Genomic DNA, 26,866 nt, shown 5'->3' with positions numbered 1-26,866 from the left:
TTTTCGAATCGGGTTGGCGAGGCGGCACCTAATGAGCGGGGCAGGGCGACATCATGGCGCGCTGCATCATTTCCGGAACTGCCCGAAGAAGACCCGTTCACATGGCATCACTGGCTTGTCATTGGCGTCCGGTGGCGAACTGAGGCAATTGAGCGGTGGTATCTGTGGATCTGACGACGGAATCTATGGGCGAGCGCATCACCTTCGGCTTTCTGCGGCGCGGGCTTCTGGCCCTGGCGCTGCTTGTCCCCGGCGCTGCGCTCGCTGCCGAATCCGCGCCCGTCACCAGCCCCCGCGTCACTGCGACGCTGCTCTCGAGCCGCGACACGGTGGCGCCCGGCGAGCGCTTCCAGGTCGCGCTGGTCCAGAAGATCGCCAAGGGCTGGCACACCTATTGGGCCAATCCCGGCGATTCCGGTGAGCCGACTCGGATCGACTGGAGCCTGCCCGCCGGTTTCTCCGCCGGCGAGATCCAGTGGCCGGCGCCCAAGGCGCTGCCGGTCGTCCCGCTGGTCAATTTCGGCTTCGAGGGCGAGGTTCTGCTCCCGGTCGAGATCGCGGTTCCTGCGGACGCAAAACCCGGCGACCGGCTTTCGCTGAAGGCGAACGCCACCTGGCTGGTCTGCGAGAAGATCTGCATTCCCGAGGAAGGCGCCTTCACCCTCGACCTCGCGGTCGGCCAGAGTGCGATCGCCGACGAGGCTGCGCAGTCCCGCATCGAGGCCGCCCGCGCCGCGCTGCCGCAGCCGGCCGGCTTCAAGGCGAGCCTGAAGGCGGAGGGCGACGGGCTCGCCCTGACGCTGCCGGGATTGGGCAGCGCCAGCGACCTGCGCTTCTTTCCGCTCTCCGACACGCTGATCGAGCATGCCGCGGCGCAGCCTGCGACAGCGGGCGCTGACGGCGCGGTGCTGCAGCTCACGCGCTCGGGCGCCTTCAAGGTCGAGACGGCCGAGCTTTCAGGCGTCGTCACCTATCGCGAGGCCGGCGCGCCGCGCGCGCTCACCCTCGTGGCCGATGTCGATCCGGCGCTGGTGACGGCCGCGACCGCCGCTCCCGCAGGCTCGGTTCCGGCGGTGGTGCGGATGCCGACGCCGCCCGAGAGCGACCTGACACTGTGGGCGGCGCTCGCCTTCGCCTTCGCCGGCGGGCTGATCCTCAACCTGATGCCCTGCGTGCTGCCGGTGCTCTTCATCAAGGCGCTCGGCTTTGCGCAACTGGCGCAGGCGAACCGCTCCGAGGTCCGCGAGCAGGGGCTGCTCTTCCTGTGCGGCGTGCTCTCGACCTTCATTCTGCTGGCCGCCGCCGTGATCGGGCTCGCCGCGCTCGGCACCAGCGTCGGCTGGGGTTTCCAGCTGCAATCGCCGCCGCTGGTGATCGCGCTCGCGGTGGTCATGGTGCTGATCGGCCTCAACCTGCTCGGCGCCTTCGAGGTCGGAGGCTCGGTGCAGGGCGTCGGCCATGGCCTGGCCTCGGGCGGCGGCCGCATGGGCGCCTTCATGACCGGTGTGCTCGCCGTCGTCGTCGCGACGCCCTGCACGGCGCCCTTCATGGGCGCCGCAATGGGCTACGCGGTGACCCAACCGCCCCAGACCGGGCTCGCCGTCTTCCTCGCGCTGGCGCTCGGCTTCGCCGCGCCGGTCGTGGCGCTCTCCTTCGCGCCGGGCTGGCTCCGGCTGCTGCCGAAGCCGGGCCGCTGGATGGTCGTCCTCAAGCAGGCCTTCGCCTTCCCGATGTTCGCGACGGCGATCTGGCTGGTCTGGGTCGCCTCGGTCCAGGCCGGGCCGGGCGGGGTGCTGGCGGCACTGGCTGCGATCCTCGCCGCTGGCTTCATCGTCTGGCTGCTGCGCATCGGCCGTGGCGCGCAGCTGCGCGGTCGCGTCGTAACAGTGGCGCTCGCCTTGCTCGTCGCAGGCGGCGCCGGGGCCTTCGTCCTGCAGAGCGCCGTGCCCAATACGGCCGCGCAGGCTGAGGGCGGCGATCCGCAGGCCTGGTCGCCGGCGCGCGTCGCAGCGCTGCAGGCGGAAGGCCGGCCGGTCTTCGTCAACTTCACCGCCGCCTGGTGCATCACCTGCCTGGCGAACGAGCGCGTCGCGCTGTCGCGCCAGGAGGTGAAGGACGCCTTCGCCTCGCTGAACGTCGCCTCGCTCAAGGCCGACTGGACCAATCGCGACGCCACGATCGCCGCCGCACTCGCCGAGCATGGCCGCGCCGGCGTGCCGCTCTATTTGTTCTATCCCGCGGCCAAGGGCGGGCAGGCCGAGATCCTGCCGCAGCTCCTGACCACCGACATGCTGGTCGAAGCCGCGGCGCGCGCCGCCGGCCGGGAGGCGAAGACCGCCGCCAACCGCCCCTGACGTCCCCCTGCAAGTCCACCTGAGAAGACGGAGACAGACATGAAAGCCATGACCAGACAGACTTTCATCGCCGGCCTTGCCTTTGCGGGTCTTGCCTTTGCAGGGCTTGCCCTCGCCGCGGGCGCCGCCCTCGCCCAGGGCGCGGCCAAGCCCGGCGCGCCGGCGCCGGCCTTTTCGGTGGTCGACGCCGACGGCAAGACGCAGAAGCTCGCGGACTATGCCGGCAAGACGGTGATCCTCGAATGGACCAACCATGACTGCCCCTATGTCCGGAAGCACTACAACAGCGCCACCATGCAGACCTTGCAGAAGGACATGGCCAAGGAGGGCGTCGTCTGGCTCTCGGTCATCTCCTCGCCGGTCGGCGAGCAGGGCCATGTCGACGGCGCCAAGGCCAAGGAGCTGACGGCCTCGCGCGACGCCGCCCCGGCCGCCATCCTGCTCGATCCGAAGAGCCAGATGGCGCGCGCCTACGGCGCCCAGACGACGCCGCACATGTACATCATCGATCCCAAGGGCACGCTCGCCTATGCCGGCGCGATCGACGACAAGCCCTCGTCGAGCGCCTCCAGCCTCAACGGCGCCAAGAGCTATGTGCGCCAGGCGATGGCCGAGCTGAAGGCCGGCAAGCCGGTCTCGGAGGCGGCGACCAAGGCCTATGGCTGCGTGGTGAAATACGCACCGGTGAGCTGAGGCGCTGTCGTCATTCTCGGGCGGAGCGCAGCGCAGGCCCGAGAATCTCCTTCAAGAGATGGTCGGCTCAAGGCCGACCATGACGCTGGAATTTACTTCCGCCCGAGCCTTGCCCCGCTCGTCGCGTCGAAGACATGGACGCGGTCGGGATCGACCGCGACCCACAGGCGCTTCGATTCCTTGGCGACCTCTCCGGTCGCCGCCTGCATGACGAAGGGCAGGCCGGCGAGCTGGCCGTGGAAGAGCTGCGTCGCCCCTAACTCCTCGACGAACTCGACGTTGAAGGGCAGGGAGCCGGCCTGGCCCTCGGAGGCGATCTCGATATCCTCCGGCCTCAATCCCACTTCGACCTTTGTCCCGGCCGGCAGGTCCTGCTGCAGGTCGCGCGCTTCGAGGAGCGCCTCGCCGAGCGCGACGATGCCGGGCCCGTCGATCGCAGCCGGCAGGATGTTCATCGGCGGCGAGCCGATGAAGGTCGCGACGAACTTGCTCGCCGGCTTGCGGTAGACATCGGCCGGCACGCCGATCTGCTCGACCTGCCCGCCATTCATCACCACGAGCTTGTCCGAGAGCGTCATCGCCTCGACCTGGTCATGCGTAACATAGATCGCGGTGACGCCGAGCGCGCGCTGCAGCTTCTTGATCTCGACCCGCATCTGCACGCGCAGCTTGGCGTCGAGGTTCGAAAGCGGCTCGTCGAACAGGAAGACCTGGGGCTTGCGCACGATGGCGCGGCCCATGGCGACGCGCTGGCGCTGGCCGCCCGAGAGCTGGCGCGGCCGGCGCTCCAGCAGGTTCTCGATCGCCAGGATGCGGGCCGCTTCCTTGACGCGCTTCTCGATTTCGTCCTTGGGCGTCTTACGGTTGCGCAGGCCATAGGCCATGTTGTCGTAGACGCTCATATGCGGATAGAGAGCGTAGTTCTGGAAGACCATGGCGATGTCGCGATCGGCCGGCTCGATCCGGTTGACGACCTTGCCGCTGATCGCGACCTCGCCATCCGAGATCGTCTCCAGCCCCGCCACCATGCGCAGCAGCGTGGACTTGCCGCAGCCCGACGGGCCGACGAGCACGCAGAAGCCGCCATCGGGAATGTCGAAGGACACGCCCTTCACGGCCTCGACGCCGCCGGCATAGATCTTCTTGACGTTGGTGAGGGTGACCTGGGCCATGTGCGGGTTACTTCTCGGTTTCCACCAGGCCCTTCACGAAGAGCCTCTGCATGGCGATGACGACGAAGACGGGGGGCAGCATCGCCAGCATCGCGGTCGCCATGGCGAGCTGCCATTCGGTGAGCGCGTCGGCGGTGACGATCATTTTCTTGATGGCGATGACGATGGTCTGCATCGAGTCCTTGGTGGTGATCAGCAGCGGCCAGAGATACTGGTTCCAGCCATAGATGAACTGGATGACGAACAGCGCCGCGATCGTGGTGAGTGAGAGCGGCACCACCGTGTCCTTGAAGAACTTGAACGGCCCGGCGCCGTCGATCATCGAGGCCTCGAGCAATTCGTCCGGGATCGTCATGAAGAACTGCCGGAACAGCAAGGTGCCGGTCGCGGACGCGATCAGCGGCACGGCCAGTCCCTGATAGCTGTCGAGCATGCCGAGATCGGAGACGACCTTGAAGGTCGGGAAGATGCGGACCTCAACCGGCAGCATCAGCGTGACGAAGATGATCCAGAACGCCGTCATCCGGAACGGGAAGCGGTAATAGACGATCGCATAGGCCGAGAGCACCGAGATGAAGATCTTGCCGAGCGCGATCGCCATCGCCATCACGAAGGAGTTGAACATCATGATCGCGACCGGCTCGCGCGTCGTGCTGGAGGTGCCGACGAAGAGGATGCGGTAGTAGTTCTCGAAGAAATGCGGGCCGGGATAGAGCGGCAGCTGCCCGTTGATGATGGTCGAGGCGTCCCAGGTCGAGGCGACGAAGGTCAGCCAGACCGGGAAGGCGACGATCAATACGCCGATCGTCAGGATGACATAGGCGAGGATATCGCCGAAGCGCCGGTCTTCGACCATCAGGCCGCTCCTCCATGGTCGCGCGCAAGCCCGGCGAGCGCATCGGCACAGGCGTTGAGAAAAGCCTCGCCCTTCTCCCTGCCCGCCCGCCGGGCGTCGCCGATCACGCCGGTCTCGGTCATCTCGCGGAACGGCCGGTAGCGCCCGACATTCGGGCGGGTCAGCGCCGCGAGATCGGCGCCGAGCATGCCGAAAGCCTCGGGCAGGCGCTCGGTTCGGACCGTCTCGGGCGCCAGCACCATCATCATCGAGGTCTCGACCTCGCAGGCATGCAGCACGCTGACCTGGTCCTGCATGAAGGGCGCCATCGCCTCCTGCGCCAGGGTGAAATAGGTGGTGCCGAGGATGCGAAGCGAGGTCTCGCGCGCGAAATCCGGCAGGAAGGCGGCGAGCGCGGCGATGTTGCCGCCATGGCCGTTGACGATGATCACCCGGCTGAAGCCATGCCGCTCGATGCTCTTCAGCAGCGCCAGCAGCACGGCGCGATAGGTCGGGATGTCGAAGGTGAAGGTGCCGCCAAAGGCCATGTGATGCTCGGCCATGCCGCACCACAAAGTTGGCGCGACCACGACCTCGATATCGTCGGCGCGCTCCGCCGCCGCCTTGCAGACGCCCTCGCACAGGATGGTGTCGACGCCGACGGGAAGATGCGGCCCGTGCTGCTCCATCGAGGCGATCGGCAGGATGACCACGGCGTCGGCCGCGGCCTTGGCGCGCAGTTCCTCGGCGGTCAACTCCTTCCACATCACGGAGGCCATCAGTTCCGAGCTCCGTTTGTTCTATCCTCAGCCCTCATCCTGAGGAGCGGACGAAGTCCGCGTCTCGAAGGATGCTCCAGCACCCTCTCGAGCATCCTTCGAGACGCCGCTTCGCGGCTCCTCAGGATGAGGGCTGAGCTTGGCATAGCCCGCATCAGTAATTCACCTTGCGCTCGATGAAGCGGAACTGGATCGCGGTCATCGCGATGACCATGACCAGCAGGATCACCGACTGCGCCGCCGAGCCGCCGAGATTGGAGCCGCCCTTGCCGTCGGAATAGACCTTGTAGACCAGCGTCTCGGTCGCCCCCGAGGGGCCGCCGCCCGAGATCGTGTCGATGATGCCGAAGGTGTCGAAGAAGACGTAGACGATGTTGACGACGAGCAGGAAGAAGGTCGTCGGCGAGAGCAGCGGGAAGACGATGGTCCAGAACCGGCGCATCGGCCGCGCCCCGTCGATCACCGCCGCCTCGATCACGCTCTTTGGGATCGATTGCAGGCCGGCGAGGAAGAACAGGAAATTGTAGCTGATCTGCTTCCAGGTCGCAGCCAGGATGACCAGCGTCATCGCGTCGTTGCCGTTGAGGCGCGGATTCCAGTTCACGCCCAGTTGCTGCAGCCCGCGCGCCAGCATGCCGAGGGAAGGGTCGAACATGAAGATCCAGAGCACGCCGGCGATGGCGGGCGCTACCGCATAGGGCCAGATCAGCAGGGTCTTGTAGATCTCGGCGCCCCTGATCTGCCGGTCGGCCATCACGGCGAAGAGCAGGGCGATCGAGAGCGAGAGCACGCAGACGAAGGTGGAGAAGATCGCCGTGTTGAGGAAGGCCCTGAAATAGCCCGGGTCGGCGAAGAGGTCGCGATAGTTCTCGAACCAGACGAACTGCGTCGAGGTGCCGAAGGCGTCCTCCAGCAGGAAGGACTGCCAGACCGCCTGGCTCGCCGGCCAGTAGAAGAAGACGATGGTGATCGCGAGCTGCGGCAGGAGCAGCATCAGCGGGATCATCAGGCTGCGGAAATGGGCGTTCTTCTGCATGAAGGCGGGGAGCCTGTCTCGTCGCTTTGGTCAATCTGGAAACGGCGTCATCCCGGGCGAGCGTAGCTCGACCCGGGATCCATGCCGCAACGGTTCAGGCATGGATCCCGGATCTGCGCTTCGCTACGTCCGGGATGACATCATGGTTGTGGCGGGGCTCAGCGCGAGGCCGTCCGCTCGAACTGGCGCAGCGCCTGGTTGCCGCGCTCCACCGCCGCGTCGAGCGCTGCCTTCGGCGTCTTCTGCCCGTTCAGCGCCGCCTCGATCTCCTCCGACCAGATGTCGCGGATCTGGACGAGGCCGCCGAAGCGCAGGCCGCGCGAGTTCTCGGTCGGCTCCTTGTTGGTGAGCTCGAGGATCGGCGTCTCGAGATAGGGCTTGTCCTTGTAGAAGCCGGAGGACTTGACCTTCTCATAGGCCGCCTTGGTGATCGGCAGATAGCCGGACTCGGTATGCAGCTTCACCTGGCGGTCGACGTTCGAGAGGAAGGTGAAGAACTTGGCGACGCCCTTGTATTCGTCGGCCTTCTTGCCGCCCATCACCCAGAGCGAGGCGCCGCCGATGATCGAGTTCTGCGGCGCGCCCGGCACATCCGGATAATACGGCATCGGGGCGTTCGCCCAGTCGAACTTGGCGTTCGCCTTGACGTTGCCGAAGAAGCCCGACGAGGTCAGGAAGATCGGGCATTCGCCCGAGGTGAAGCGGCCCTCGCCATTATTGGTGCGGCCGGAATAATCGTAGGTCTTGTCCTTCTGCAGCTCGACCAGGTTGGTCAGATGCTTGACGAAGGCCGGGCTGTTGAAGTTCAGCACCGTGTCGAAACCGTCGAGCCCGTTCGCCTTGGTCGCGATCGGGATGTTATGCCAGGCGCCGAACTGCTCGATATTGGCCCAGGTCGCCCAGGCGTTCGAGAAGCCGCACTTATCCCAGCCGGCGGCCTTCAGCTTCTTGGCCGCCTCGAACACCTCCGGCCAGGTCTTGGGCGGCGCGTCGGCGTTCAGGCCCGCCTTCTTGAAGGCATCCTTATTGTACCACATCACCATGCTCGACGAATTGAACGGCATCGAGAGCATGTCGCCCTTGGCGGTCGAATAATAGCCGGTGATCGCCGGCAAATAAGCCTTGGGGTCGAAAGCCTCGCCGGCTTCCTTCATCAGCTCGTGCACGGGCTTCACCGCGCCCTTGGCCGACATCATCGTGCCGGTGCCGACCTCGAAGACCTGCAGGATATGCGGCGCGGTGCCGGCCCGGAAGGCGGCGACGCCGGCGTTCAGCGTATCGGGATAGGAGCCCTTATAGGCCGGGACGACCTTGTAGTCCTTTTGCGAGGCGTTGAACTCCTCGGCCAGCTTGACCACGACGTCGTTATTGGCGCCGGTCAGCGCGTGCCACCACTGGATCTCGGTCTGCGCGGCGGCGGGCACCGTCCCCGCCAGCGTCAAAAGCGCGGCCGAAATCATCAAACGCGATCTGGATGTCATCTCGTCTCTCCCTTCCGCCCCGGCTTGCGGGCGGTTCTTGTCGTTGGTGCGCAAGCTAGCATGAAGGACTGGTGACGTTTCAATGACAATCACACGACATGCGTGCCATGCCCGATCAATGCCCCTGCACGCGTATTCGCCCCCTTGCGCATTACCGGCGAAGCGGCTGTTCTCCCCCGCGACCTTCATCGTGGCAATTCCACCAATGGACGAACGATCATGCCTGAGCTTGCCCTGACGCCCCGGAACACCTTGCCGGCCGATGCCGCGAAAGCGGCGCTCGCCGGCCGTGTCTGGCGGCCCGATGTCGAAGGCCCGGCGGTCGTCGTTCTGCGCGGCGATGATCTGGTCGACATCACAGGCGCCTTCGCCACGATGCGCGATCTCTGCGAGACGTCCGACCCGGCCGCGGCCCTGCGCGCTGCGAAGGGCGAGACGATCGGCAGCCTCGCCGCGATCCTCGCCAACACGCCGCCGGACGTCCGCGACGCGGGCAAGCCCTGGCTGCTGGCGCCGCTCGACCTGCAGGCGGTCAAGGCCGCCGGCGTCACCTTCGCCGTCTCGATGCTGGAACGCGTCATCGAGGAGAAGGCGCGCGGCAATCCGGCCGCCGCCGCGACCATCCGCACCGAGATCGGCAAGCTCATCGGCGACGATCTCTCCAAGCTGAAGCCCGGCTCGCCGGAGGCGATGCATCTCAAGGAGGTGCTGATCAAGCAGGGTGCCTGGAGCCAGTATCTCGAGGTCGGCATCGGTCCCGATGCCGAGATCTTCACCAAGGCGCCGCCGATGTCGGCGGTCGGCACCGGCGTCGATGCCGGCCTGCACCCGGCCTCGACCTGGAACAATCCCGAGCCCGAAATCGTCCTGATCGTCGCCTCGACCGGCACGATCGTCGGCGCGACCCTCGGCAACGACGTCAACCTGCGTGATGTCGAGGGCCGCTCGGCGCTGCTGCTCGGCAAGGCCAAGGACAACAATGCGGCAGCGGCGGTCGGCCCCTTCATCCGCTTCTTCGATGCCGGCTTCACGCTCGACCATGTCCGGAACACGACGGTGACGCTGACCGTCGAGGGGCCGGACGGGTTCAGGCTCGAAGGCTCGTCCTCGATCGCCAAAATCAGCCGCGACCCGGCCGATCTCGCCGGGCAGATGCTCAACCCGAACCACCAATATCCTGATGGCGCAGCGCTCTATCTCGGCACCATGTTCGCGCCCATCAAGGATCGCGACACGCCCGGCGGCGGCTTCACCCATAAATACGGGGACATCGTCACCATCGCCGCACCGGAGCTCGGCGCGCTGACGAACCGCATGCGCCGCACCGATGAATGCGAGCCCTGGACGTTCGGCGCCTCGCATCTGATGCGCAACCTGGCGAAGCGCGGCCTGCTGTGAGCGGCAAGGGCGTCCTCGTCTACGGCGAGGCGCTCGTCGATATCGTGCCGGCGACCGAGGGCCGCCGGGCCGAGGCCGTCCTGGGCGGTTCCGGCTACAACACGGCGCTGACGCTGGCGCGCTGCGGCGCGAAGGTCGCCTATAATGCCAGCCTGTCGCGCGATACGATGGGCAAGCGTTTCCGCGTGCGCATGGCCGAGGAAGGCATCGACCAGCGCTTCGTGAGCGACTGCGACGCGCAGACGCCGTCCGCCACGGTGGAGTCGATCGACCACGACGGCGCGGCGAGCTATCGATTTCGGCTGAGCGGCACGGCCTTCGACGTTGCGCCACCCGAACCCGCGGACCTCTCCGATTTCGCGCATCTGCATGTGACGTCCTTCGGCGCGACGCTTGGCGTCTCGGGGCAGGCGGCGTTGGCGCTGATGCGCCGGGCGCGCGAGGTGGGGCTCAGCGTCAGCTACGATCTCAATATCCGCCTGCCCGTCTTGCCGCCGCCCGATCAGGCGCGGAGCGCCATCGAGGAGCGCGTGCCGTTCTGCGATCTGGTGAAGCTCAGCTATGACGACGCGGTGGCTGTCGATACGGGCTCTGGCCAGGACTACGAGCGCTGGTTCGCCGGCGGACTGCCGCTCGTCCTGAGCACCTCGGGTGATCACGGCGCTGATCTATATCTGGCCTCTGGCGGGATGATCTCGGCTTTCGTGCCTGCTTCCGAGGTCGTCGACACGATCGGCGCCGGCGACAGCTTCATGGGCGCCTTCCTCGCCTCGCTCTGGCAGAATGGCGGCCTCGGTCCGCTCCTGCGCGACCTGCCCGAGGAGATCTCGGCCTCGGCCATGGATTTCGCCTGCCGGGTCGCGGCCGAGACCTGCGGCGAGCGCGGCTGCAAGCCGCCGCGCCTCAAGCCGAAGCCGCCCTATGACTGACGGAACCAAGCCGATGCGCCTGAGCTATCTCGACTATCACACCTGCGGCGAGCCGGTGCGCATCGTCACCGGCGGCTATCCGGAACTCACCGGCGCGACCATCCTCGACAAGCGCCGGCAGGCGCGCGAGCGCCACGACGATCTGCGCCGGGCGATGATGCTCGAGCCGCGCGGCCATGCCGGCATGTATGGCGTCATCCCGGTCGTGGCGAGCCATCCGGAGGCCGTCTTCGGCGTGCTCTTCACCCATAACGAGGGCTATTCGACCATGTGCGGCCACGCCACGATCGCGCTCGGCCGCTACGCGATCGAGCGCGGGCTGGTGCCGCCGATCGAGCCGGTGACGCGCTTCGCCATCGAGGCGCCCTGCGGGCTGCTTCGCCTGGCTTGCGAAGTGCGGGATGGCAAGGTTGGCGAAGTTCGCTTCGAGAGCGTGCCGGCCTTCGTCCAGGCGCGCGACCGCATCGTCGCGGTGCCGGGCTTCGGAGACGTCACCACCGACATCGCTTATGGCGGCGCCTTCTACTGCATCCTGCCGGCCTCGCGTTTCGGGCTCGATCTGTTCGAGACGCCCGTGGAAAAGCTGACCGAGGCGGCCGCGGCGCTGACCGACGCGGTCCGTGCCGGGCCGCCGATCACCCACCCGAGCGAGCCCGATCTCGGCTTCCTCTATGGCACCATCGTCACCGACGAAGCCGGGCCGGAGGAGACGAGCTTCAATCTCTGCATCTTCGCCGAGCGCCAGATCGACCGTTCACCGACCGGCTCCGGCGTCACCGCGCGCATGGCGCTCGATCATGCGAAGGGGTTCGTCCAGCCGGGGCAGGCGCGGCTCTTCCGCAGCATCACGGGCGGGACCTTCTCGGGCCGTGTCGTCGGTCCGGCGGAGTATCCCGCCGATGGCGCCGTGACGGTCGAGGTCGGCGGCGTGAGCCATCTCGCGGGCGAGGGCGTGTTCATCATCGAGGCTGACGATCCGCTCGGCCTCGGCTTCGAGCTGCCGGCGCGCTTCTCTGAGATCGCGGCGCCATAGCCGCGTTCAATCGGGGCGGCGGAAATTCACCACGACGGTGCGCCAGTGCTTATAGGCTTCGGCGTGGCGTTTCAGCCCGGCATAAGGCTCGCAGCGGCGGACGGCCCGCAATGCGCTCGTGGCCAGCAGCGTGAAGCCCGGCTCGTCCTTGGGGTTGAGGAGGACCGGGTCGCGCGCCAGCGAGCCGTCGCGGCGGAATTCCAGGCGCAACTGCACGACATCCTGCGCGCTTCCCGCGCCAGGCGGGATATTCCAGCATCGGACGATGCTGCCGTGCAGATAAGTCGCTACGGTTGCACTCATCGCCCGCTGGGCGGTTTCCTGGGCCTCGGCGCTCTGAAACTTTGCGCCCGCGAGGGCGAGCGCCACGAGCGCGGTGCGCCATGGTCCGGAAAGCGATCGTCGGGTCACGCGTTTTCGCTCCTTAGAGCCGGATGACTTCAGTTGGAATCGCTTTGCGGTTCCAACTGAAGTCATCCGGCTCTCAACAATAGGTTAGAGCAGGATCGATGCGAAAAACCGGTTCCCACTTTTTCGCATCCTGCTCTAGCAGAGCCGATGCGAAGCGGCGACGTGGGCGGGGCGGCGGCTCAGGCCGCCACCTCGCCCGTCTGCCCGGCTTCCCAGCCGAGGATGGCGCGCTTGCGCGTCAGGCCCCAATGGTAGCCGGTCAGCGCGCCGGACTTGCCGATGACGCGGTGGCAGGGCACCACGAAGGAGATCGGGTTCTTGCCGACTGCCGCACCGACCGCTCGCGCCGCCGTGGGCTTGCCGATATGGCTGGCGACGTCGCCATAGGTCGTGGCGCAGCCGACCGGGATCCGCAGCAGCGTCTCCCAGACCCGCACCTCGAAATCGGTGCCGATCAGCACGACCCGCAGCGGCGTCTCGGAGCTCCAGGCCTTGGGATCGAAGATCCGTCCAGCATAGGGCCGCGTCGAAGCCGGGTCGAAGCGGTAATCGGCATGGGGCCAGCGCCGCATCATGTCGGCCAGCGCCTCCGCCCGGCCGCCGACGACCTTGCCGCCATCGACGCTGGTCGAGACCCAGCCTAGTCCCGCGAGACCGCGCTCGGTGGCGACGATCAGCGCTTCGCCGAAGGGCGAGGGATGGAAGCCATAGGAGAGCTTGAGTCCCTCGCCGCCGGCTTTCCATTCGCCCGGCGACATCGCCTCATGGGTGACGAAGAGATCGTGCAGCCGGCCGGGGCCGGACAAGCCGACCTCGTAGCTCGTGTCGAGGATGCTCGCCGAGGAGGCGAGCAGGCCCTTGGCGTTGTCGAGCGTGATCGCTTGCAGGAAGGCCTTGGGCGTCAGCCCGCACCAGCGCCGGAAGAGATGGTGGACGTCGGTCGGCGTCGCGCCGGCGGCATCCGCGATCGCCTCGATCGTCGGCTGCTGCCGCCAGTGCTCGGTGATATAGGCCAGGATGCGCCGCACGGTGTCATAGTCCGAGCCCGGCGCGGCAATCGGGAAATCCGCCTCGGCCGGCATGGCCTGCGCCGCGCGGGCGAGCACGGCGTTGGAGAAGCGGGTCGGGGTCATCGCCGTTTTCATCGAAGCTTGAGCCATCATGGTGGTGGACCTCGTGTCTGTCGTCATGACACGAATTTAGAAATCCCACGGTGCCGTCACCACCCGAAAGCTGGCAAGCTCGCCAGCAGCGATTCCCCGGGGATTATATCTCATGTCTGAGCTCGCGGAGGGCATTGCCGGGCTTTACCAGCGCCACGCGCTCGCCTTCGACGCCGCCCGCGGAAAATCGCTGTTCGAGCGGCCCTGGCTCGAGCGCTTCCAGGCGCTGCTGCCGCCGGGCGGGTCGATCCTCGATATCGGCTGCGGCTCGGGCGAGCCGCTCGCGCGTCATTTCGTCGAAGCGGGTTATGCCCTCACGGGGATCGATGCCTCGCCGCCATTGATCGAGCTCTGCCGGGCGCGTTTCCCGGAGCATGGCTGGTTGGTCGCCGATATGCGAACCCTGTCGCTCGGCCGAAGGTTCGATGGCTTGCTTGCCTGGGACAGCTTCTTCCATCTCACGCCGGTGGATCAGCGCAGCATGTTTCCGGTCTTCGCGGCGCATGCCGCGCCGGGCGCGGCGCTGATGTTCACCAGCGGCCCGAGCGAGGGCGAGGCGATCGGCTCCTTCGAGGGCGAGCCGCTCTATCACGGCAGCCTGGCTCCGCAGGAATATCGGACGCTGCTCGACCGTCACGGTTTCGATGTCGTGGCTCATGCCGTCGAGGACCCGAATTGCGGCGGGCACACCATCTGGCTGGCGCGAGCGCGATAGCGCCGGTCAGGCTGGCGGGGACCCGTCCAGGAAGCGCTGCAGCTTCTTGCGGGTCAGGCGCTGGTTGTTGCGGTGCCACTCGTCCTGCGTCGCGAAGACCGGCGAGGTCTCGTCCCAGCCGCTGCAGGAATAATCCGACTGCTCGGCGAAGAAGGCGATGAAGGCCTCCTGCGACGTCCATTCGGCGATGGCTTCGCCGGGATGCCAGCCATCCAGGATGTCGCAGAGCTTCACGCCCGCCTCGGTGCGGATCAGCCCATGGCCACAGAAATCGCGGTGGAACTCGTGGATCAGCCCCTCACCGATGGGGCATCGCATCAGCTTGCGCCAGACCTGCTCCGCCAGCACCGGCCCGAATAGCGCCCGGTCGAGCTTGTCGCGCAGGATGAGCCCATAGGCGCGCACGTTCTTCTCGCCTTCGGAGAGCGCTTCGGGGGCGGTTGCTTTCCGGCTCGGCGCGATTGCGACGATCAGGACGAAGGCGATGACCGCCAGCGTCAGCAGCGGCACGATGGTGGCCGCCATTCAGGCTTTTCCGAAATCCGGGCCGCGCCGTGCCTTGGCCAGTGCCGTTCCCAGCGCCTCGGCAAAGCCTTCCCGCTCATCCGGCGAGAGGGCGCTGCCGACCGGCACGCTGCGGCCGCGGGAGACCAGGCTGAGCCCCAGCAGGCCGTAATCCTCGTCCTGCTCGCGCTCGAGCTTGGTCCAGGCCGGATTGGAGCGCCAGATCGCTTCCTTGCCGCGATGCGAGACCTTGCGCAGCAGCACTTCGAGCGGCGTCACCACGATGCGCTCGAATGCCCGCGCCGCGCGGAAATTGAGCTTGAAGGCGATGAACAGCGCCAGGATGTCGAGGCCGAAGAAGCCGGCGACCGGCCAGGCGCCGAGCACGACGAAGGGGATCGAGGACACCACGCTGGCGAGACAGACCAGCGTCATCACGATGCGAAAACCGCTCTGGCCGAGCGAGCGATGCGGCGTGATCGTGGCGTCGAAGACGGGGCGCTCGGAGGCGTCCGTCCGCTCCTCGCCGCGATAGCCGTAATCATGCTTGCCGCCGCTCATCCCGCGATTATAACGCCGGGATGAGCGACAGGAACAGGCCCATGGGCCGCAAGCCAGGGCCGGTGAGGATCACGACGCCGAGACCGCGCGACGCGGCCGGCATCCGCGAGATCTTCGAGCGTTTCCAGGCCGCCAATCCCGAGCCCAAGGGCGAGCTCGAGCATATCAACGCCTTCACCTTGCTGGTCGCGGTGGTGCTCTCGGCCCAGGCGACCGATGCCGGCGTCAACAAGGCGACGCGCAAGCTCTTCGCGCTCGCCGACACGCCGCGGAAGATGCTGGAGCTCGGCGAGGAGCAGGTGCGCGAGCTGGTCAGGACCATCGGCCTCTACCGCACCAAGGCGAAGAACGTCATCCTGCTCAGCGAGAAGCTGATCGCGGAATTCGGCGGCGAGGTTCCGACCAGCCGCGAGGCGCTGGAAAGCCTGCCCGGCGTCGGCCGCAAGACTGCCAATGTCGTGCTCAACGTCGCCTTCGGAGAGATCACCCATGCGGTCGACACCCATGTCTTCCGCGTCGCCAACCGCCTGCGCATCGCGCCGGGAAAGAATGTGCTGACCGTCGAGCTCGGGCTGGAGAAGGCCGTGCCCCCCGAATATGGCCGGCACGCGCATCACTGGCTGATCCTGCACGGGCGCTACACCTGCAAGGCGCTCAGGCCCGAATGCGGCCGCTGCCTGCTCAACGATCTCTGCGATTCGCCCGACAAGCGCGTGACCTGACCGGCGGCAAAAGACCCGCCGTCTTGCGGCGGCGGGTCGTAGCATCGTGTCGCGGAGCGGCCGGTCAGGCCGTCGCGTGCGGCTCATGCCGATAGTCCCAGACCGCCCAGGCCGAGACCGCCGCCGTCAGCACGCCCAGGATCATATGGGTCCAGAACGCGTTGAAATTGCCGGTGAAGCCGAGCATCCAGGGCGAGGCCATCAGCCAGAGGCCGAGCACCAGGTTCACCCACTCCTCCCATTCGGCGAAGACCGAAAGCGCCGCGACGGCCACCAAGGCGAGCACCACGGCGACGATCCAGGCGTTTCGCGTGGGCATGGTGTCGCCCACGAAGCCGACGATCCAGGGAGAGATGAACAGGCATGCGGCGATCAGGAGATTGAACAAGTCCTGCGGCCGCCGGCCATTCGTATTCGCGGTCAACATGATCACCTCCATGAGTGTCGATCATCCGAACCACTATGCCTTGCGCCCGAAAGCGCTTGGTGATCAGTAATTTAATACTGCAGGCGCGCCAGTTCAAGATCGGTACGCACAAACGTGAATGGCCGGCGCGAGGCCGGCCATGACGTTGACAGCGCTGCTGCGCCAGAAAACTTACTTGACCACGACTTGGGAGGCCCAAGCCTGGCAGATGCGTTCACTTGGCGTCGAGCAATTCCTTCACCGAGAGCAGGACGAGCTCGTTGTCATCGGCCTTCTTCGGGTCGCGCGAGGAGGAGAAGGGCAGGTTGTTGTCGTTGCCGACGACGATGACGCCGTTGGCGCGATCGACGACATCGACATTCTCGATGGTGAAGAAGGGGAAGGGCAGCACGCCGTCGATGGCGCCCTGCTTCGCCTTGCCGTCCGGATCGGCGATCTTCATCAGGTCGATATAGCCGACCTTGCGCACGAGCTTGCCGACATTGGCGTCGGTCATCTCGATCTTGACGATGCGCTTGAACTTGGCGAGGTCGTGGAAGCAGTCTGGGCCCTTCTGGCCAGCGGCGCAGGCGCGGTCGGCGGTGCCTTCGCCGTTATCTCTTTCAATAATGAGCGCTGTAGTGCTGTCGATCATGTTGAAATCGCCGATGGCGAGGCCCTTCTGCTCCAGCGGGAAGAACCAGGAGCGGCCGGTCCACTTCTCGTTCTGCACGTCGAATTCGAGGATGCGCAGCACTTCCTTGCCGTCGACCTCCTCGTTGCCCTTGGTCTCGGCGTTCCAGAGCGGGCCCTCCAGCAGCGGGTAGAGGAAGCGCCCGTCCGGCGATTGCGCCATGCCCTCATAGCCCTTCGAGCGGCGGACATTGAACTCGACCGGCAGGTTGGGCGCGCCGGGCGTGGTCACGGCGTAATGGTCGGGCGAGCGCGCGGGCTTGCCGTCGACCATGGTCTCGAACACAGCCTCGACCTTGCCGTTGGCGTCGGTGCGGATCAGGTAGGGGCCGAATTCCTCGGCGATCCAGATCTTGTCGCCGACCGGCTGGATCGACTCGGGATCGAAATCCGCGCCGGTCAGGTAACGCTTCTCGGTGCCCTCGTGGACGATGCGGAACGGCACCTTCTTGTCGGGGTCGTGCAGGAAGGTGGTCGCGCTGCGCTCGATCTTGCCCCCGGTGAAATCGGCCTTGAGGCGGTGGAAGAACAGCATCGCGTCGGGCGAGTTCGCCTTGGCGCCGAAGCCGTTATCGGTCAGCACCAGGAACTCGCCATTGCCGAGCGAGCGGATGCCGGAGAAGCCCTGCACCGGCTGCCCGGCGAAGGGAGTGGAGAGGCCGGTCGGGCGCCCGCCCGAGGTGCCCATCACGGTGCCGACCTGCTCGACGCGCTTGCCCGGCGTCGTGAACTTGCCCGAGACCTTGAGATCGGCCGGGGCGTCGGCCGGGGCGGGGATGATGGTGTTGGCCGGCAGCAGCGCATGGCCGAGAAGCTTGGCCGAAAACTCCTTAGGCGCGTCCTGCGCGCCGGCGAGCATGGTCGAGGACAACAGCAGGGCTGCGGCGAGGGCAAGGCGCATGGGACACTCCGGCGCTGGATGAGACGCGCCGGATTGACCCTGCAGCGTTTCAGCCCGACGACAGCGGCGTGACGGTTGGGTGACGTATCGTCGGCTTCGCCTCAATAGCCCCGCGTCGGGTCGACCATATGTTCCAGCGGCTCGCCGGCCTGCAGCCGCCGGATCTGCGCGGCGATCAGGGTCGCGATCGCCTCCGGCTCCGACATCGCCGCGTTATGCGGCGTCACCGTCACCGACGGGTGGCTCCAGAGCGGCGAATCCGCCGGCAGCGGCTCGCTCTCGAACACGTCGAGCGCCGCGCCCTTCAGCGTGCCGGCGTCGAGCGCGGCGAGGATGTCGGCCTCGACCTGCAGCCCGCCGCGCCCGGCATTGATCAGGAACGGCCCGCCGAGCCGGCCGTTCTGCGCCAGCGCCGCGAAGAGATCGGCATTGAGCATGCCGCGGGTGTCGGGCGTCAGCGGCAGCAGGCAGACGAGGATGTCGGTGCGGCCGAGGAAGGCGAGCATGCCGTCGGAGCCCGCGAAGGTCACGAGGCCGTCGACGTCTTTCGGCGAGCGGCTCCAGCCGGCGACATCGAAGCCGATGATCTGCAGCTTGCGCGCCGCGTCGAGCCCGAGCTCGCCGAGCCCCATGATGCCAACCCGGACCGAGCGCGCGGCGGGCTGGTGGCGGTCGTCGTCCCAGGACTTCGCCAGCTGCTGGCGGTCGTAGCGGCGCTGCTGGCGCAAATGCATCAGGCAGTGCAGCACGACATATTCGCTCATCCGCGCCGTCAGGTCGGGATCGACCACGCGCGCGATCGGCACCTCGGGCAGCCGGGAATCGGCGAAGATATGGTCGACGCCGGCGCCGAGCGAGAAGATCGCGGCGAGGTTGGGCAATCCGGCGAGGCTGCCTTCGGGGTGCTTCCAGCTCGCGACATAATGCACGGCGCGCCGGTCGAACGGCTCGCCCAGCGTCACGACCGGGAGCTCCGGCAGGAGCGCGGCAAAGCGCTCGCGCCAGTCCTCGACATGCCATCCGGTCATCGCAACGAGCAGGGTCATGATTGCGTCGTCTCCGTAATGCGTTCGGCGATCAGCGGGCCATGGCCGGCTCCGTCGTCGCCGAGGGAATAAGCGCGCCGCAGCCGGGCCTCGGCTGCGCTGAAACCGGCCTCGTCGCGGGCATGGACGATCGCGAGCGGCCGGTCCGGCCCGACCCTGTCGCCCAGCCCGGCCAGCTCGGTCAGCCCGACGGCGTGGTCGACCGGATCCTGCGGGCGCGTCCGCCCGCCGCCCAGCGCCACCACGGCGAGGCCGACGCCGCGCGTGTCGCTCGTCTGCACGATTCCGGCCCTCTGCGGATAGGCCGGTCTGACGATCGGCGCCGCGGCAAGATGCCGCTCGGAAGCGTCGAGCAGGTCGGCAGGCCCGCCGAGCGCGGCGACCATCCGCGCGAAGCACTCGGCCGCAGCCCCGCTGGCGAAGGCGGTCTCGACTCGGCGCCGGGCGTCCTCGGGGTCGCTGGCGAGCCGGCCGAGCAGCAGCATCTCCGCGGCGAGCGCCACCGTCACCTCGTGGAAGCGCGGCTCGCGCCGCCGCCCGGTCAGGTGGTCGAGCGCATAGGCGACTTCGAGCGCATTGCCGGCGGCCGAAGCCAGCGGCTCGCTCATGTCGGTCATCAGCGCCGTCGTTGGCAGGCCGGCGCCATTGGCGACGGCAACGAGCGCCTGAGCCAGGTCCCGGGCCTTGCCGAAATCGGGCAGGAAGGCCCCCGAGCCGAATTTCACGTCCATGGCGAGGCCAGAGAGCCCGGCGGCGAGCTTCTTCGACAGAATCGAGGAGACCAGAAGCGGGATCGTCTCGACCGTCGCCGTGACGTCGCGGATGGCATAGAGGCGCTTGTCGGCGGGAGCGAGATCGGCGGTCTGGCCGATGATCGCGCAGCCGGTCTCGCGCACCACCTTGCGGAACAGGGCGAGGTCGGGCTGCGTCGCATAGCCCGGCACGGCGTCGAGCTTGTCGAGCGTGCCGCCGGTATGGCCGAGGCCGCGCCCGGAGATCATCGGCACATAGCCGCCGCAGGCCGCGACCGCCGCCGCCAGCGGCAGGCTGACCGTGTCGCCGACGCCGCCGGTCGAATGCTTGTCGAGCGCCGGGCCGGGCAGGTCGTCCCAGTTCAGCACCGTGCCTGAATCGCGCATGGCGAGCGTCAGCGCGACGCGTTCGCCCTCGTCCATGTCGCGGAAGAACACCGCCATGGCGAAGGCCGCCGCCTGTCCCTCGCTGACCGAGCCGTCGGTCAGCCCGGCGACGATCTGGCGGATATCGGCCGCGCCAAGCGTGTCGCCGTCGCGCTTGGCGGCGATGATCTCCTGCGGCAGCCGCATCAATAGGCTCCGTCGATGCGTTCGCCGGCGGTCTTGCCCTCGATGATGTCGACCAGCACCTGATGCAGTCCGCTGGCGCCGAAGCGGAAGGTCGCGGGCCGCGCCCAGTCCGGCCCCATGATGCGGTCGGCCAGATCGAGATAGGCGCTCGCATCCTCGAGCGTCCTGATCCCACCTGAGGGCTTGATGCCGACCGGCTTGCCGGAGGCCTTGATCACGCCCAGCATCGTCTCGACGGCCGGCAGGCTGGCCGAGCGGGCGGTCTTGCCGGTCGAGGTCTTGATGAAATCGGCGCCGGCGGCGATGGCAAGTTCGGACGCCGATTTCACCGCACCGAGATCGGGATATTCGCCGGTCTCGAGGATGACCTTCAGCAGCTTGTCGCCGCATTGGTCCTTGGCGCTCGCGACCATCTCGCGGGCGATATCGCTATCGCCTTCGAGGAAGGCGCGCCAGGGCAGCACGAGGTCAATCTCGTCGGCGCCGTCGCCGAGCGCCTCCGCGACGTCGCCGGCGGTGAGCGCGCAATTGCTGCCTCCGGCCGGGAAATTGACCACGGTCGCGATCTGCACGGTGGAGTCCCGCAGGGTCTGGCGCGCCACGGTGACGAAGCGCGGCCAGATGCAGATGGCCGCGACCGGGCCGGGCGTCGCGACGGCGCGCGCGCAGAGCTGCAGGGTTCCCGCCTCGCTGGCCTGGTCGGAGAGATCGGTCAGGTCGAGCAGGGCGAGCGCGCGGGCTGCGGTCTCAGTATCGGTCATGGCGTCTCAGAGCTCCGTCAGGAAGGCGCGCAGCAGACGGCGCAACCCGGCCGAGGCGCCCGCCGCCACATCGCGCGTCTCACCATGGCTCGGGGCGCCGCCATGCAGCCCCGCCGCCATATTGGTGATCACCGAGATGCCGGCAACCCGGATGCCGTGACGCCGCGCCAGGATGACCTCCGGCACGGTCGACATGCCGACGAAATCCGCGCCCAGCACCCGTGCCATCCTGATTTCGGCCGGCGTCTCGAAGCTTGGCCCGGAAAACCACATATAGACGCCCTCGCTGAGATTGATGCCGGCGGACGCTGCGGCCTTCCTGAGCCTGGCGCGCAGATGCGGGTCATAGGCATCGACCATCGGCACGAAACGCCCGTCGCCGGTGTCGCCGATCAGCGGATTCAGGCCGTTGAGATTGATATGGTCGCTGATCAGCGCCAGCCCGCCCGGCCGCATCTCCGGCTTCAGCGACCCGGACGCATTGGTCAGGATCAGCGGCGGCGATCCGAAAGCGGCCAGCATGCCGATCGGCACGCGCATCGCGGCGGGATCGCCGGTCTCGTAATAATGCGCCCGGCCCTGGAAGATCAGGACCTGCCGGCCGTGCAAGGTGCCGTAACAGAGCGTGCGGGCATGGCCGGAAACCGCGCCCTCCGGAAAGCCCGGGATCTCCGAGAACGGGATGGTCACGGGATCGACCATGTCGTCGACGATGCGGCCGAGCCCGGTGCCGAGCACGAGGGCGCAATCGACCGCGCCGGTGACGCCGTGATCGACCAGCATCTGCGCCGCCTTGTCGAAGCTCGGATCGGCCGCCATCACATGCCCCGGCATTGCGTTTCGGCGCCGCGGGCGAAGGCCCGCTGTCACGCAAATCAGGCCGGCAAATTGGCTGGTCCGAACGAGGCTGGCAACAGCTCGGCGAGGGAAAAGCGGGCGCGGACGCCCTCCGGCCCGGCGATCAGGATCGGCGTCTCCGGCGTCGCGAATTCGCGGATGCGCTGGCGGCAGGCGCCGCAGGGCGTGACTAGCGCCTCGCCGTCGCCCAGCACCAGGACGGCCCGAATGGCGCGGCCGCCGCCGGCGATCATCGCCGAGATCGCGCCGGCTTCCGCGCAGGCGCCCACCGCATAGGAGGCGTTCTCGACATTGCAGCCGGCATAGATCGCGCCGTCATCGGCGAGCAGGGCGGCACCGACCCTGAAGCGCGAATAGGGCGCATAGGCCTGCCGCTGCGCAGCCTTGGCCACGGCGAAGAGGGCGTCCAGATCGGGCTCGGTCTCGGCCATGATGGGGTCAGCGCTCCTTGACATAGGGCAGGCCGGACGCCTTCGGCGGCGTCGCCCTGCCGATGAAGCCTGCGAGCAGGATCACGGTCAAAAGATAGGGCAGGGCCTGGATCATTTGCACGGGCACCTGCCCGATTCCCGGCAGGACGACGCCCTGCAGGCGGATCGCGATGGCGTCGAGCAGGCCGAAGAGCAGGCAGGCGCCGAGCGCCGGCCAGGGCCGCCAATTGGCGAAGATCACGGCGGCGAGCGCGATGAAGCCCTTTCCCGCCGTCATGTGAGGCAGGAAGGCCGCCGATTGCGAGACGGCGAGATAGGTGCCGCCCAATCCGCACAGCACGCCGCAAATGACGACCGCGCCGTAGCGCAGCCCGGCGACCGAGATGCCGGCGGTGTCGACGGCGGCCGGATTCTCGCCGACGGCGCGCAATCTCAGGCCGAAGCGCGTGCGCTTCAGCACGAAGGCGGTCAGCGGCACGCAGAGCAGCGCCAGATAGACCGGTGCGGCATGGCCGGAGATCACCTCGTCATAGATCAGGCCGAGGATCGGGACGTGCTCGCGCATCGCTGCCGCCAGCGGCAGCGTCAGGTCGCCGAAGCGCGCGCCGCCCTCCAGCGGCGGCGTCCGCCCGCCCTGCTGGTACCAGGCATTGCCGAGCACGACGGTGACGCCGGCCGCCAGCATGTTGATGGCGACGCCCGAGACGATCTGGTTGCCGCGCCAGGTGATCGCGGCGAAGCCGTGCACCAGCGAGAGTGCGACCGAGGCGAGGATGCCGGCGCCCAGTCCCACCCAGGCCGAGCCGGTCGCGAAGGCTGCGACCGCCGAGGCGAAGGCGGCGACCAGCATCTTGCCTTCCAGCCCGATATCGACGACGCCCGAGCGCTCGGACCAGAGCCCGGCCATCGCCGCGCAAAGCAGCGGAATCGACAGCCGGATCGTCGAATCGAGAATGACGGCGACGGTTGTGAGCCAGTCCATCGCTAGCTCCTCACCGTCATTGCGAGCGCAGCGAAGCAATCCAGGATGTCTCGCGCAATCCCTCTGGATTGCTTCGTCGCTACGCTCCTCGCAATGACGGAATTCGCCGGCCGGACCATGCGCTAGCCCTTCCGGACCAGCAGGAGGCCAGTCGCGACGAACCGGCGGAAGAGCCCGTCGAGCGCGCCGGCGAACAGGATCACGACGCCGCCGATCACCACGACCATGTCGCGGGTGATGCTCGGCTTGTCGAAGGAGAGCTCCGCCCCGCCCTGGTAGAGCACGCCGAAGAGAAGCGCGGCCAGCGCGACGCCGACCGGGTGACCCCGCCCCATCAATGCCACCGCGATGCCGACGAAACCGTAGCCGGCGGTGAAATCGAGCAGCAGCCGGTGCTGCACGCCCATCACCTCGTTGACCGCGAGCCCGCCGGCGAGCGCGCCGGAGATCGCCATGGCGATCATGGTGGTGCGGGCCGGCGAGATGCCGGCATAGGCGGCGGCGCGCGGATTGGCGCCGACGGTGCGGATGGCATAGCCGAGCCGCGAGCGGTAGATCAGCGCCCAGACCGCGACGAGCGCGGCGAGCGCCAGGAGGAAGGCGCTGTTGAGCGGCGTCGCAGGTAGTTTCACGCCAAGCGGCGCCAGCAATTGGTGCATCGGCGTCAGCACGGCGTGGCTGGCGAATTCCGGCGTTTCGGCCTGCATCGAGCCCGGCTTGCCGATCACGTTCACCAGCAGGTAGACGCTGAGCGTCGCCGCCAGGAAGTTGAACATGATCGTGGTGATCACGACATGGCTGCCGCGCGTCGCCTGCAGCCAGCCCGGAACGAAGCCGTAGAGCGCCCCGCCTGCCGCCGCCGCCAGGATGGCGAGCGGAACGAGGACAATGGCGGGCAGCGGCGCCAGCCAGAGGCAGGCGAGCGCGACGAAGATGCCGGCGATCGTCGCCTGGCCCTCGCCGCCGATATTGAACAGCCCGGCATGGAAGGCGACCGCGACGGCGAGCCCCGTGAAGATGAAATTGGTGGTGTAGTAGAGCGTGAAGCCGATCCCCTCCAGGCTTCCGAGCGCGCCCCTGAGCAGCAGCGCCATCGCCTCCAGCGGGCTCTCGCCGATGCCGAGCACGACGAGCCCGGCGACAGCGAGCGCGGCAACGACGCTGACCAGCGGGACGAGCCCCGCATCGGCCCAGCGCGGCAGCTCGATCGGTGCGGCGCTCATGGATAACAAGGCTCTTCGACGGGAAGGCGCGGGAACCCCTCCCCCTTGTGGGGAGGGGAAGGGGTGGGGGGCGAACGACCGGGTGAGCGCTCGCCAGGTTGCACGCCCCCCATCCCGCTCCCTTCCCCACAAGGGGGAAGGGACGAGCCGGACCTTCGAACGAGTGACAGCTCCATCACGCCGCCGCCTCGCTCACCCCGGCCATCAGCAGGCCGAGATCGCGCTCGTCGGCGGCGTCGGCCGCGCGTTCGCCGGTGATCCGGCCGCCGCACATGGCGAGGATGCGGTCGGACAGCGCCATCACCTCCTCGAGTTCGACCGAGACCAGCAGGATCGCGACGCCCGCGTCGCGCAAGGCGATCAGCCGGCGATGGATGAACTCGATCGCGCCGATATCGACGCCGCGCGTCGGCTGTCCGACGAGCAGCACCTTGGGCGCGCGCTCGATCTCGCGGGCGAGCACGATCTTCTGCTGGTTGCCGCCGGAAAATTTCCCGGCCCTGAGATGCGGATCGGCCGGGCGCACGTCATAGGCCGTCATCCCCGCGAGCGCGTGGGCCGCGATCCGGGTGGGGGAGAGGAAAGGGCCGGGCCCGAAGGCGGCGTCGTCCTGATAGCCGAGGATGCTGTTCTCTGCGGCGGGAAAGGCGGTGACCAGCCCGGTCCGCTGCCGGTCCTCGGGGATATGCATCAGGCCGAGGCTGCGCAGATGGGCCGGTGTCCGGTCGGACGCGCTCAGGATGCGGCCGTCGAGGCGAATGACGCCGCGCGACGGCTGGACCAGTCCCGCCAGCACGTCGAGCAGCTCGCTCTGGCCATTGCCGGCGACCCCGGCAATGCCGACGATCTCGCCCTCATGCAGGGTGAGGCTCGCTTCGCTCAGCCGCTCGACGCCGCGCTCGTCGCTGACGCTGAGCCCGGCCGCCTCCAGCACCGGCTTGCCGCGCGGGCGCGGCGTCTTCTCGACCCGCAGCAGCACGCGCCGCCCGACCATCGCCTCGGCCAGCTCGGGCGGCGAGGTCGCGGAGGTGGCGAAGCACGCGATCATCTCGCCGCGGCGCATCACCGAGACCGTGTCGGTCGCCGCCATGATCTCGCGCAGCTTGTGCGTGATCAGGATCACGGTCTTGCCCTGCGCCTTCAGCGCCCGCAGCAGGCAAAAGAGCTGGTCCGCCTCCGGCGGCGTCAGCACCGCCGTCGGCTCGTCGAGGATCAGGATCTCGGCGCCGCGATAGAGCGCCTTCAGGATCTCGACGCGCTGCTGGAAGCCGACCGAAAGCTCGCCGACCACGGCATCGGGATCGATCGCGAGGTCGTAATCGCGGGCGAGGCGGGCGAGTTCCGCGCGTGCGGCGGCGAGGCCTCCCTTGAGCAGGCCGCCGCCCTCGGCTCCGAGCACGACGTTCTCGACCACGCTGAGCGGCTCGACCAGCATGAAATGCTGGTGGACCATGCCGATGCCGGCGGCGATCGCATCGGCCGGGCTGCGGATCCGCACTGGGCGGCCATTGATCCTGATCTCGCCGGAATCGGCCTCGTAGAAGCCGTAGAGGATCGACATCAGCGTCGACTTGCCGGCGCCGTTCTCGCCGACGATGCCATGGATCGAGCCGGCGGCGACCGTCAGCGAGACGTCCTTGTTGGCCTGGACCGGACCAAAACTCTTGCTGATCCCGCTGAGCGCGATCGCCGGGGCGCGCTCGTCGCTCATGGCGTGATCACCATGCCGTCAAAGGCCCGCTCCTCCGGCAGAGGCGCCTCATGCGCCAGCATGGCGGGGCTCATATGGGTCAGGATGATGCGCGGCGTCGCGAGCTCGCCGCGATGGGCGGCCAGCGAGCGGTAGTCGAGATGGTTCGTCAGCACTTGGTCATAGGTGTAGCACTCGACCAGCAGCGCGTCGGCTCCGGCCGCCAGCGGGATCAGCGCTTGCGTCCAGGCCGTATCGCCGGAGAAGGCGAAGATCTTGCCGTCTCGCGCCAGCCGATAGCCCTGGCAGGGTCCGGCGCGCTCGTCATGCACCATCGGGAAGGCCTCGACGGAAAAGCCCGCGAGCGTCGCGGGCGCCTCCGGCGTCACCTCGACGAACGAGATCGGGAAGCGCCAGCGATTGCTCGAAGAACCCGGAAAATCGGCCTCCAGCGCATGCAGCGCGCGGTGCTCGACACCGACGGGCCCGGCAATGGTCAGCGTCTCGCTCCGGCGCGAGAGAAATTGCGCATCGAGCAGGAAGGCGGGCAGTCCGCCGAAATGGTCGCCGTGGAAATGCGTGAAGAGCAGGGTCGAGATCGGATTGCGCGCGATGCCGGCCTTGTTCAGCGCCACCAGGCTGGTGGCGCCGCAATCGAGCAGCATCCGGTCAGTGCCGGCCTCGACATGCAGGCAGGTGTTGAAGCGCCCGCCGGAGCCGAAGGCGTCGCCCGAGCCGAGGATGGTGATCTTCATGGCGAGACA

General features: G+C 67.8%; 27 protein-coding genes. 7 read left to right on the top strand and 20 right to left on the bottom strand.

Features of this window, described 5'->3' with window-relative positions:
- Positions 1-185: 185 nt before the first annotated feature.
- Entirely contained in the window at positions 186-2,354 is a 2,169-nt protein-coding gene (locus ACTIF2_RS00695) for a protein-disulfide reductase DsbD family protein (protein ID WP_439495088.1), read from the top strand.
- A gap of 48 nt (positions 2,355-2,402) precedes the next feature.
- Entirely contained in the window at positions 2,403-3,047 is a 645-nt protein-coding gene (locus tag ACTIF2_RS00690) for a redoxin domain-containing protein (RefSeq protein WP_439495087.1), read from the top strand.
- Positions 3,048-3,139: 92 nt separating this feature from the next.
- Here ACTIF2_RS00690 and ACTIF2_RS00685 read toward each other — a convergent pair whose 3' ends face one another.
- The 5 genes from ACTIF2_RS00685 to ugpB all read right to left on the bottom strand — a co-directional run bounded on the left by ACTIF2_RS00685 (position 3,140) and on the right by ugpB (position 8,329).
- On the bottom strand, positions 3,140-4,219 hold the full coding sequence (locus tag ACTIF2_RS00685) for a sn-glycerol-3-phosphate import ATP-binding protein UgpC (RefSeq protein WP_439495086.1): 1,080 nt from the start codon (positions 4,217-4,219) through the stop codon (positions 3,140-3,142).
- Between the two features lie 7 nt (positions 4,220-4,226).
- Positions 4,227-5,075, bottom strand: a complete 849-nt coding sequence (gene ugpE, locus ACTIF2_RS00680; protein ID WP_439495085.1) for a sn-glycerol-3-phosphate ABC transporter permease UgpE — start codon at positions 5,073-5,075, stop codon at positions 4,227-4,229.
- Positions 5,075-5,833 carry a creatininase family protein gene (locus ACTIF2_RS00675; RefSeq protein WP_439495084.1) on the bottom strand — a complete coding sequence of 253 codons (759 nt, stop codon included), beginning with the start codon at positions 5,831-5,833 and terminating at the stop codon, positions 5,075-5,077. Before ACTIF2_RS00675 ends, ugpE begins: the two co-directional genes overlap by 1 nt.
- Before the next feature lie 154 nt (positions 5,834-5,987).
- Positions 5,988-6,869: a sn-glycerol-3-phosphate ABC transporter permease UgpA gene (gene ugpA / locus ACTIF2_RS00670; protein ID WP_439495083.1), complete on the bottom strand. Its 882-nt coding sequence runs from the start codon at positions 6,867-6,869 to the stop codon at positions 5,988-5,990.
- Between the two features lie 158 nt (positions 6,870-7,027).
- Positions 7,028-8,329: a sn-glycerol-3-phosphate ABC transporter substrate-binding protein UgpB gene (gene ugpB, locus ACTIF2_RS00665; protein ID WP_439495591.1), complete on the bottom strand. Its 1,302-nt coding sequence runs from the start codon at positions 8,327-8,329 to the stop codon at positions 7,028-7,030.
- Positions 8,330-8,569: 240 nt separating this feature from the next.
- Between ugpB and ACTIF2_RS00660 the strand changes: the two genes are divergently transcribed.
- From ACTIF2_RS00660 to ACTIF2_RS00650, 3 genes are read left to right on the top strand one after another with little or no spacing between them, the layout of a single operon-like run.
- Positions 8,570-9,748: a fumarylacetoacetate hydrolase family protein gene (locus ACTIF2_RS00660; protein WP_439495082.1), complete on the top strand. Its 1,179-nt coding sequence runs from the start codon at positions 8,570-8,572 to the stop codon at positions 9,746-9,748.
- The gene (locus tag ACTIF2_RS00655; RefSeq protein WP_439495081.1) at positions 9,745-10,677 is read left to right on the top strand and encodes a PfkB family carbohydrate kinase; all 933 of its coding nucleotides are present in this window, start codon (positions 9,745-9,747) and stop codon (positions 10,675-10,677) included. Before ACTIF2_RS00660 ends, ACTIF2_RS00655 begins: the two co-directional genes overlap by 4 nt.
- On the top strand, positions 10,670-11,710 hold the full coding sequence (locus ACTIF2_RS00650) for a proline racemase family protein (RefSeq protein ID WP_439495080.1): 1,041 nt from the start codon (positions 10,670-10,672) through the stop codon (positions 11,708-11,710). The genes ACTIF2_RS00655 and ACTIF2_RS00650 overlap by 8 nt, the downstream gene beginning before the upstream one ends.
- Positions 11,711-11,716: 6 nt before the next feature.
- On the opposite strand, the gene ACTIF2_RS00645 is transcribed toward ACTIF2_RS00650, so the two are convergent.
- Positions 11,717-12,121 carry a hypothetical protein gene (locus tag ACTIF2_RS00645; RefSeq protein WP_439495079.1) on the bottom strand — a complete coding sequence of 135 codons (405 nt, stop codon included), beginning with the start codon at positions 12,119-12,121 and terminating at the stop codon, positions 11,717-11,719.
- 179 nt (positions 12,122-12,300) lie between these two features.
- Complete coding sequence (locus ACTIF2_RS00640; protein WP_439495590.1) at positions 12,301-13,203, bottom strand: methylated-DNA--[protein]-cysteine S-methyltransferase; 903 nt, start codon at positions 13,201-13,203, stop codon at positions 12,301-12,303.
- A 193-nt stretch (positions 13,204-13,396) separates the two neighbouring features.
- Between ACTIF2_RS00640 and ACTIF2_RS00635 the strand changes: the two genes are divergently transcribed.
- Positions 13,397-13,999 (top strand): class I SAM-dependent DNA methyltransferase, encoded by a 603-nt coding sequence (locus ACTIF2_RS00635; protein WP_439495078.1) that lies wholly within the window; start codon positions 13,397-13,399, stop codon positions 13,997-13,999.
- Between the two features lie 6 nt (positions 14,000-14,005).
- On the opposite strand, the gene ACTIF2_RS00630 is transcribed toward ACTIF2_RS00635, so the two are convergent.
- A complete protein-coding gene (locus ACTIF2_RS00630) occupies positions 14,006-14,524 on the bottom strand; it encodes a hypothetical protein (protein ID WP_439495077.1) in 519 nt (172 codons plus the stop codon).
- Positions 14,525-15,064 (bottom strand): DUF2244 domain-containing protein, encoded by a 540-nt coding sequence (locus ACTIF2_RS00625; protein WP_439495076.1) that lies wholly within the window; start codon positions 15,062-15,064, stop codon positions 14,525-14,527. It lies immediately after the preceding gene.
- Positions 15,065-15,084: 20 nt separating this feature from the next.
- Between ACTIF2_RS00625 and nth the strand changes: the two genes are divergently transcribed.
- Entirely contained in the window at positions 15,085-15,786 is a 702-nt protein-coding gene (gene nth / locus ACTIF2_RS00620) for an endonuclease III (protein WP_439495075.1), read from the top strand.
- 64 nt (positions 15,787-15,850) lie between these two features.
- On the opposite strand, the gene ACTIF2_RS00615 is transcribed toward nth, so the two are convergent.
- From ACTIF2_RS00615 to ACTIF2_RS00565, 11 genes are all read right to left on the bottom strand, one after another.
- Positions 15,851-16,213 carry an SPW repeat protein gene (locus ACTIF2_RS00615; RefSeq protein WP_439495074.1) on the bottom strand — a complete coding sequence of 121 codons (363 nt, stop codon included), beginning with the start codon at positions 16,211-16,213 and terminating at the stop codon, positions 15,851-15,853.
- A 214-nt stretch (positions 16,214-16,427) separates the two neighbouring features.
- Positions 16,428-17,786, bottom strand: coding sequence for an esterase-like activity of phytase family protein (locus tag ACTIF2_RS00610; protein ID WP_439495073.1), 1,359 nt, complete (start codon positions 17,784-17,786; stop codon positions 16,428-16,430).
- A 101-nt stretch (positions 17,787-17,887) separates the two neighbouring features.
- A complete protein-coding gene (locus ACTIF2_RS00605; protein ID WP_439495072.1) occupies positions 17,888-18,832 on the bottom strand; it encodes a 2-hydroxyacid dehydrogenase in 945 nt (314 codons plus the stop codon).
- Entirely contained in the window at positions 18,829-20,157 is a 1,329-nt protein-coding gene (gene deoA / locus ACTIF2_RS00600) for a thymidine phosphorylase (protein ID WP_439495071.1), read from the bottom strand. Before deoA ends, ACTIF2_RS00605 begins: the two co-directional genes overlap by 4 nt.
- On the bottom strand, positions 20,157-20,918 hold the full coding sequence (deoC, locus tag ACTIF2_RS00595) for a deoxyribose-phosphate aldolase (RefSeq protein ID WP_439495070.1): 762 nt from the start codon (positions 20,916-20,918) through the stop codon (positions 20,157-20,159). The genes deoA and deoC overlap by 1 nt, the downstream gene beginning before the upstream one ends.
- 6 nt (positions 20,919-20,924) lie before the next feature.
- Positions 20,925-21,737 (bottom strand): purine-nucleoside phosphorylase, encoded by an 813-nt coding sequence (locus tag ACTIF2_RS00590; RefSeq protein ID WP_439495069.1) that lies wholly within the window; start codon positions 21,735-21,737, stop codon positions 20,925-20,927.
- Positions 21,738-21,793: 56 nt separating this feature from the next.
- Positions 21,794-22,207 carry a cytidine deaminase gene (locus ACTIF2_RS00585; RefSeq protein WP_439495068.1) on the bottom strand — a complete coding sequence of 138 codons (414 nt, stop codon included), beginning with the start codon at positions 22,205-22,207 and terminating at the stop codon, positions 21,794-21,796.
- A gap of 7 nt (positions 22,208-22,214) precedes the next feature.
- Positions 22,215-23,189, bottom strand: a complete 975-nt coding sequence (locus ACTIF2_RS00580) for an ABC transporter permease (RefSeq protein WP_439495067.1) — start codon at positions 23,187-23,189, stop codon at positions 22,215-22,217.
- A 122-nt stretch (positions 23,190-23,311) separates the two neighbouring features.
- Positions 23,312-24,412, bottom strand: coding sequence for an ABC transporter permease (locus tag ACTIF2_RS00575; protein ID WP_439495066.1), 1,101 nt, complete (start codon positions 24,410-24,412; stop codon positions 23,312-23,314).
- A 175-nt stretch (positions 24,413-24,587) separates the two neighbouring features.
- Positions 24,588-26,123, bottom strand: a complete 1,536-nt coding sequence (locus ACTIF2_RS00570) for an ABC transporter ATP-binding protein (protein ID WP_439495065.1) — start codon at positions 26,121-26,123, stop codon at positions 24,588-24,590.
- Complete coding sequence (locus ACTIF2_RS00565; protein WP_439495064.1) at positions 26,120-26,857, bottom strand: MBL fold metallo-hydrolase; 738 nt, start codon at positions 26,855-26,857, stop codon at positions 26,120-26,122. Before ACTIF2_RS00565 ends, ACTIF2_RS00570 begins: the two co-directional genes overlap by 4 nt.
- Between the last annotated feature and the right edge of the window lie 9 nt (positions 26,858-26,866).

The sequence above is a fragment of the Allobosea sp. genome, assembly GCF_051860145.1.
GTDB lineage: Bacteria > Pseudomonadota > Alphaproteobacteria > Rhizobiales > Beijerinckiaceae > Allobosea.
This window is presented reverse-complemented; position numbering and strand designations above follow the sequence as displayed.

Excerpts from the sequence above, each read along its gene's own strand:
- ACTIF2_RS00695 (WP_439495088.1), top strand. The coding sequence starts at position 186 with ATGGGCGAGCGCATCACCTTCGGCTTTCTGCGGCGCGGGCTTCTGGCC.
- ACTIF2_RS00690 (WP_439495087.1), top strand. The coding sequence starts at position 2,403 with ATGACCAGACAGACTTTCATCGCCGGCCTTGCCTTTGCGGGTCTTGCC.
- ACTIF2_RS00685 (WP_439495086.1), bottom strand. The coding sequence starts at position 4,219 with ATGGCCCAGGTCACCCTCACCAACGTCAAGAAGATCTATGCCGGCGGC.
- ugpE (WP_439495085.1), bottom strand. The coding sequence starts at position 5,075 with ATGGTCGAAGACCGGCGCTTCGGCGATATCCTCGCCTATGTCATCCTG.
- ACTIF2_RS00675 (WP_439495084.1), bottom strand. The coding sequence starts at position 5,833 with ATGGCCTCCGTGATGTGGAAGGAGTTGACCGCCGAGGAACTGCGCGCC.
- ugpA (WP_439495083.1), bottom strand. The coding sequence starts at position 6,869 with ATGCAGAAGAACGCCCATTTCCGCAGCCTGATGATCCCGCTGATGCTG.
- ugpB (WP_439495591.1), bottom strand. The coding sequence starts at position 8,329 with ATGATTTCGGCCGCGCTTTTGACGCTGGCGGGGACGGTGCCCGCCGCC.
- ACTIF2_RS00660 (WP_439495082.1), top strand. The coding sequence starts at position 8,570 with ATGCCTGAGCTTGCCCTGACGCCCCGGAACACCTTGCCGGCCGATGCC.
- ACTIF2_RS00650 (WP_439495080.1), top strand. The coding sequence starts at position 10,670 with ATGACTGACGGAACCAAGCCGATGCGCCTGAGCTATCTCGACTATCAC.
- ACTIF2_RS00640 (WP_439495590.1), bottom strand. The coding sequence starts at position 13,203 with ATGCCGGCCGAGGCGGATTTCCCGATTGCCGCGCCGGGCTCGGACTAT.
- ACTIF2_RS00635 (WP_439495078.1), top strand. The coding sequence starts at position 13,397 with ATGTCTGAGCTCGCGGAGGGCATTGCCGGGCTTTACCAGCGCCACGCG.
- ACTIF2_RS00630 (WP_439495077.1), bottom strand. The coding sequence starts at position 14,524 with ATGGCGGCCACCATCGTGCCGCTGCTGACGCTGGCGGTCATCGCCTTC.
- ACTIF2_RS00625 (WP_439495076.1), bottom strand. The coding sequence starts at position 15,064 with ATGAGCGGCGGCAAGCATGATTACGGCTATCGCGGCGAGGAGCGGACG.
- nth (WP_439495075.1), top strand. The coding sequence starts at position 15,085 with ATGAGCGACAGGAACAGGCCCATGGGCCGCAAGCCAGGGCCGGTGAGG.
- ACTIF2_RS00615 (WP_439495074.1), bottom strand. The coding sequence starts at position 16,213 with ATGTTGACCGCGAATACGAATGGCCGGCGGCCGCAGGACTTGTTCAAT.
- ACTIF2_RS00610 (WP_439495073.1), bottom strand. The coding sequence starts at position 17,786 with ATGCGCCTTGCCCTCGCCGCAGCCCTGCTGTTGTCCTCGACCATGCTC.
- ACTIF2_RS00605 (WP_439495072.1), bottom strand. The coding sequence starts at position 18,832 with ATGACCCTGCTCGTTGCGATGACCGGATGGCATGTCGAGGACTGGCGC.
- deoA (WP_439495071.1), bottom strand. The coding sequence starts at position 20,157 with ATGCGGCTGCCGCAGGAGATCATCGCCGCCAAGCGCGACGGCGACACG.
- deoC (WP_439495070.1), bottom strand. The coding sequence starts at position 20,918 with ATGACCGATACTGAGACCGCAGCCCGCGCGCTCGCCCTGCTCGACCTG.
- ACTIF2_RS00590 (WP_439495069.1), bottom strand. The coding sequence starts at position 21,737 with ATGGCGGCCGATCCGAGCTTCGACAAGGCGGCGCAGATGCTGGTCGAT.
- ACTIF2_RS00585 (WP_439495068.1), bottom strand. The coding sequence starts at position 22,207 with ATGGCCGAGACCGAGCCCGATCTGGACGCCCTCTTCGCCGTGGCCAAG.
- ACTIF2_RS00580 (WP_439495067.1), bottom strand. The coding sequence starts at position 23,189 with ATGGACTGGCTCACAACCGTCGCCGTCATTCTCGATTCGACGATCCGG.
- ACTIF2_RS00575 (WP_439495066.1), bottom strand. The coding sequence starts at position 24,412 with ATGAGCGCCGCACCGATCGAGCTGCCGCGCTGGGCCGATGCGGGGCTC.
- ACTIF2_RS00570 (WP_439495065.1), bottom strand. The coding sequence starts at position 26,123 with ATGAGCGACGAGCGCGCCCCGGCGATCGCGCTCAGCGGGATCAGCAAG.
- ACTIF2_RS00565 (WP_439495064.1), bottom strand. The coding sequence starts at position 26,857 with ATGAAGATCACCATCCTCGGCTCGGGCGACGCCTTCGGCTCCGGCGGG.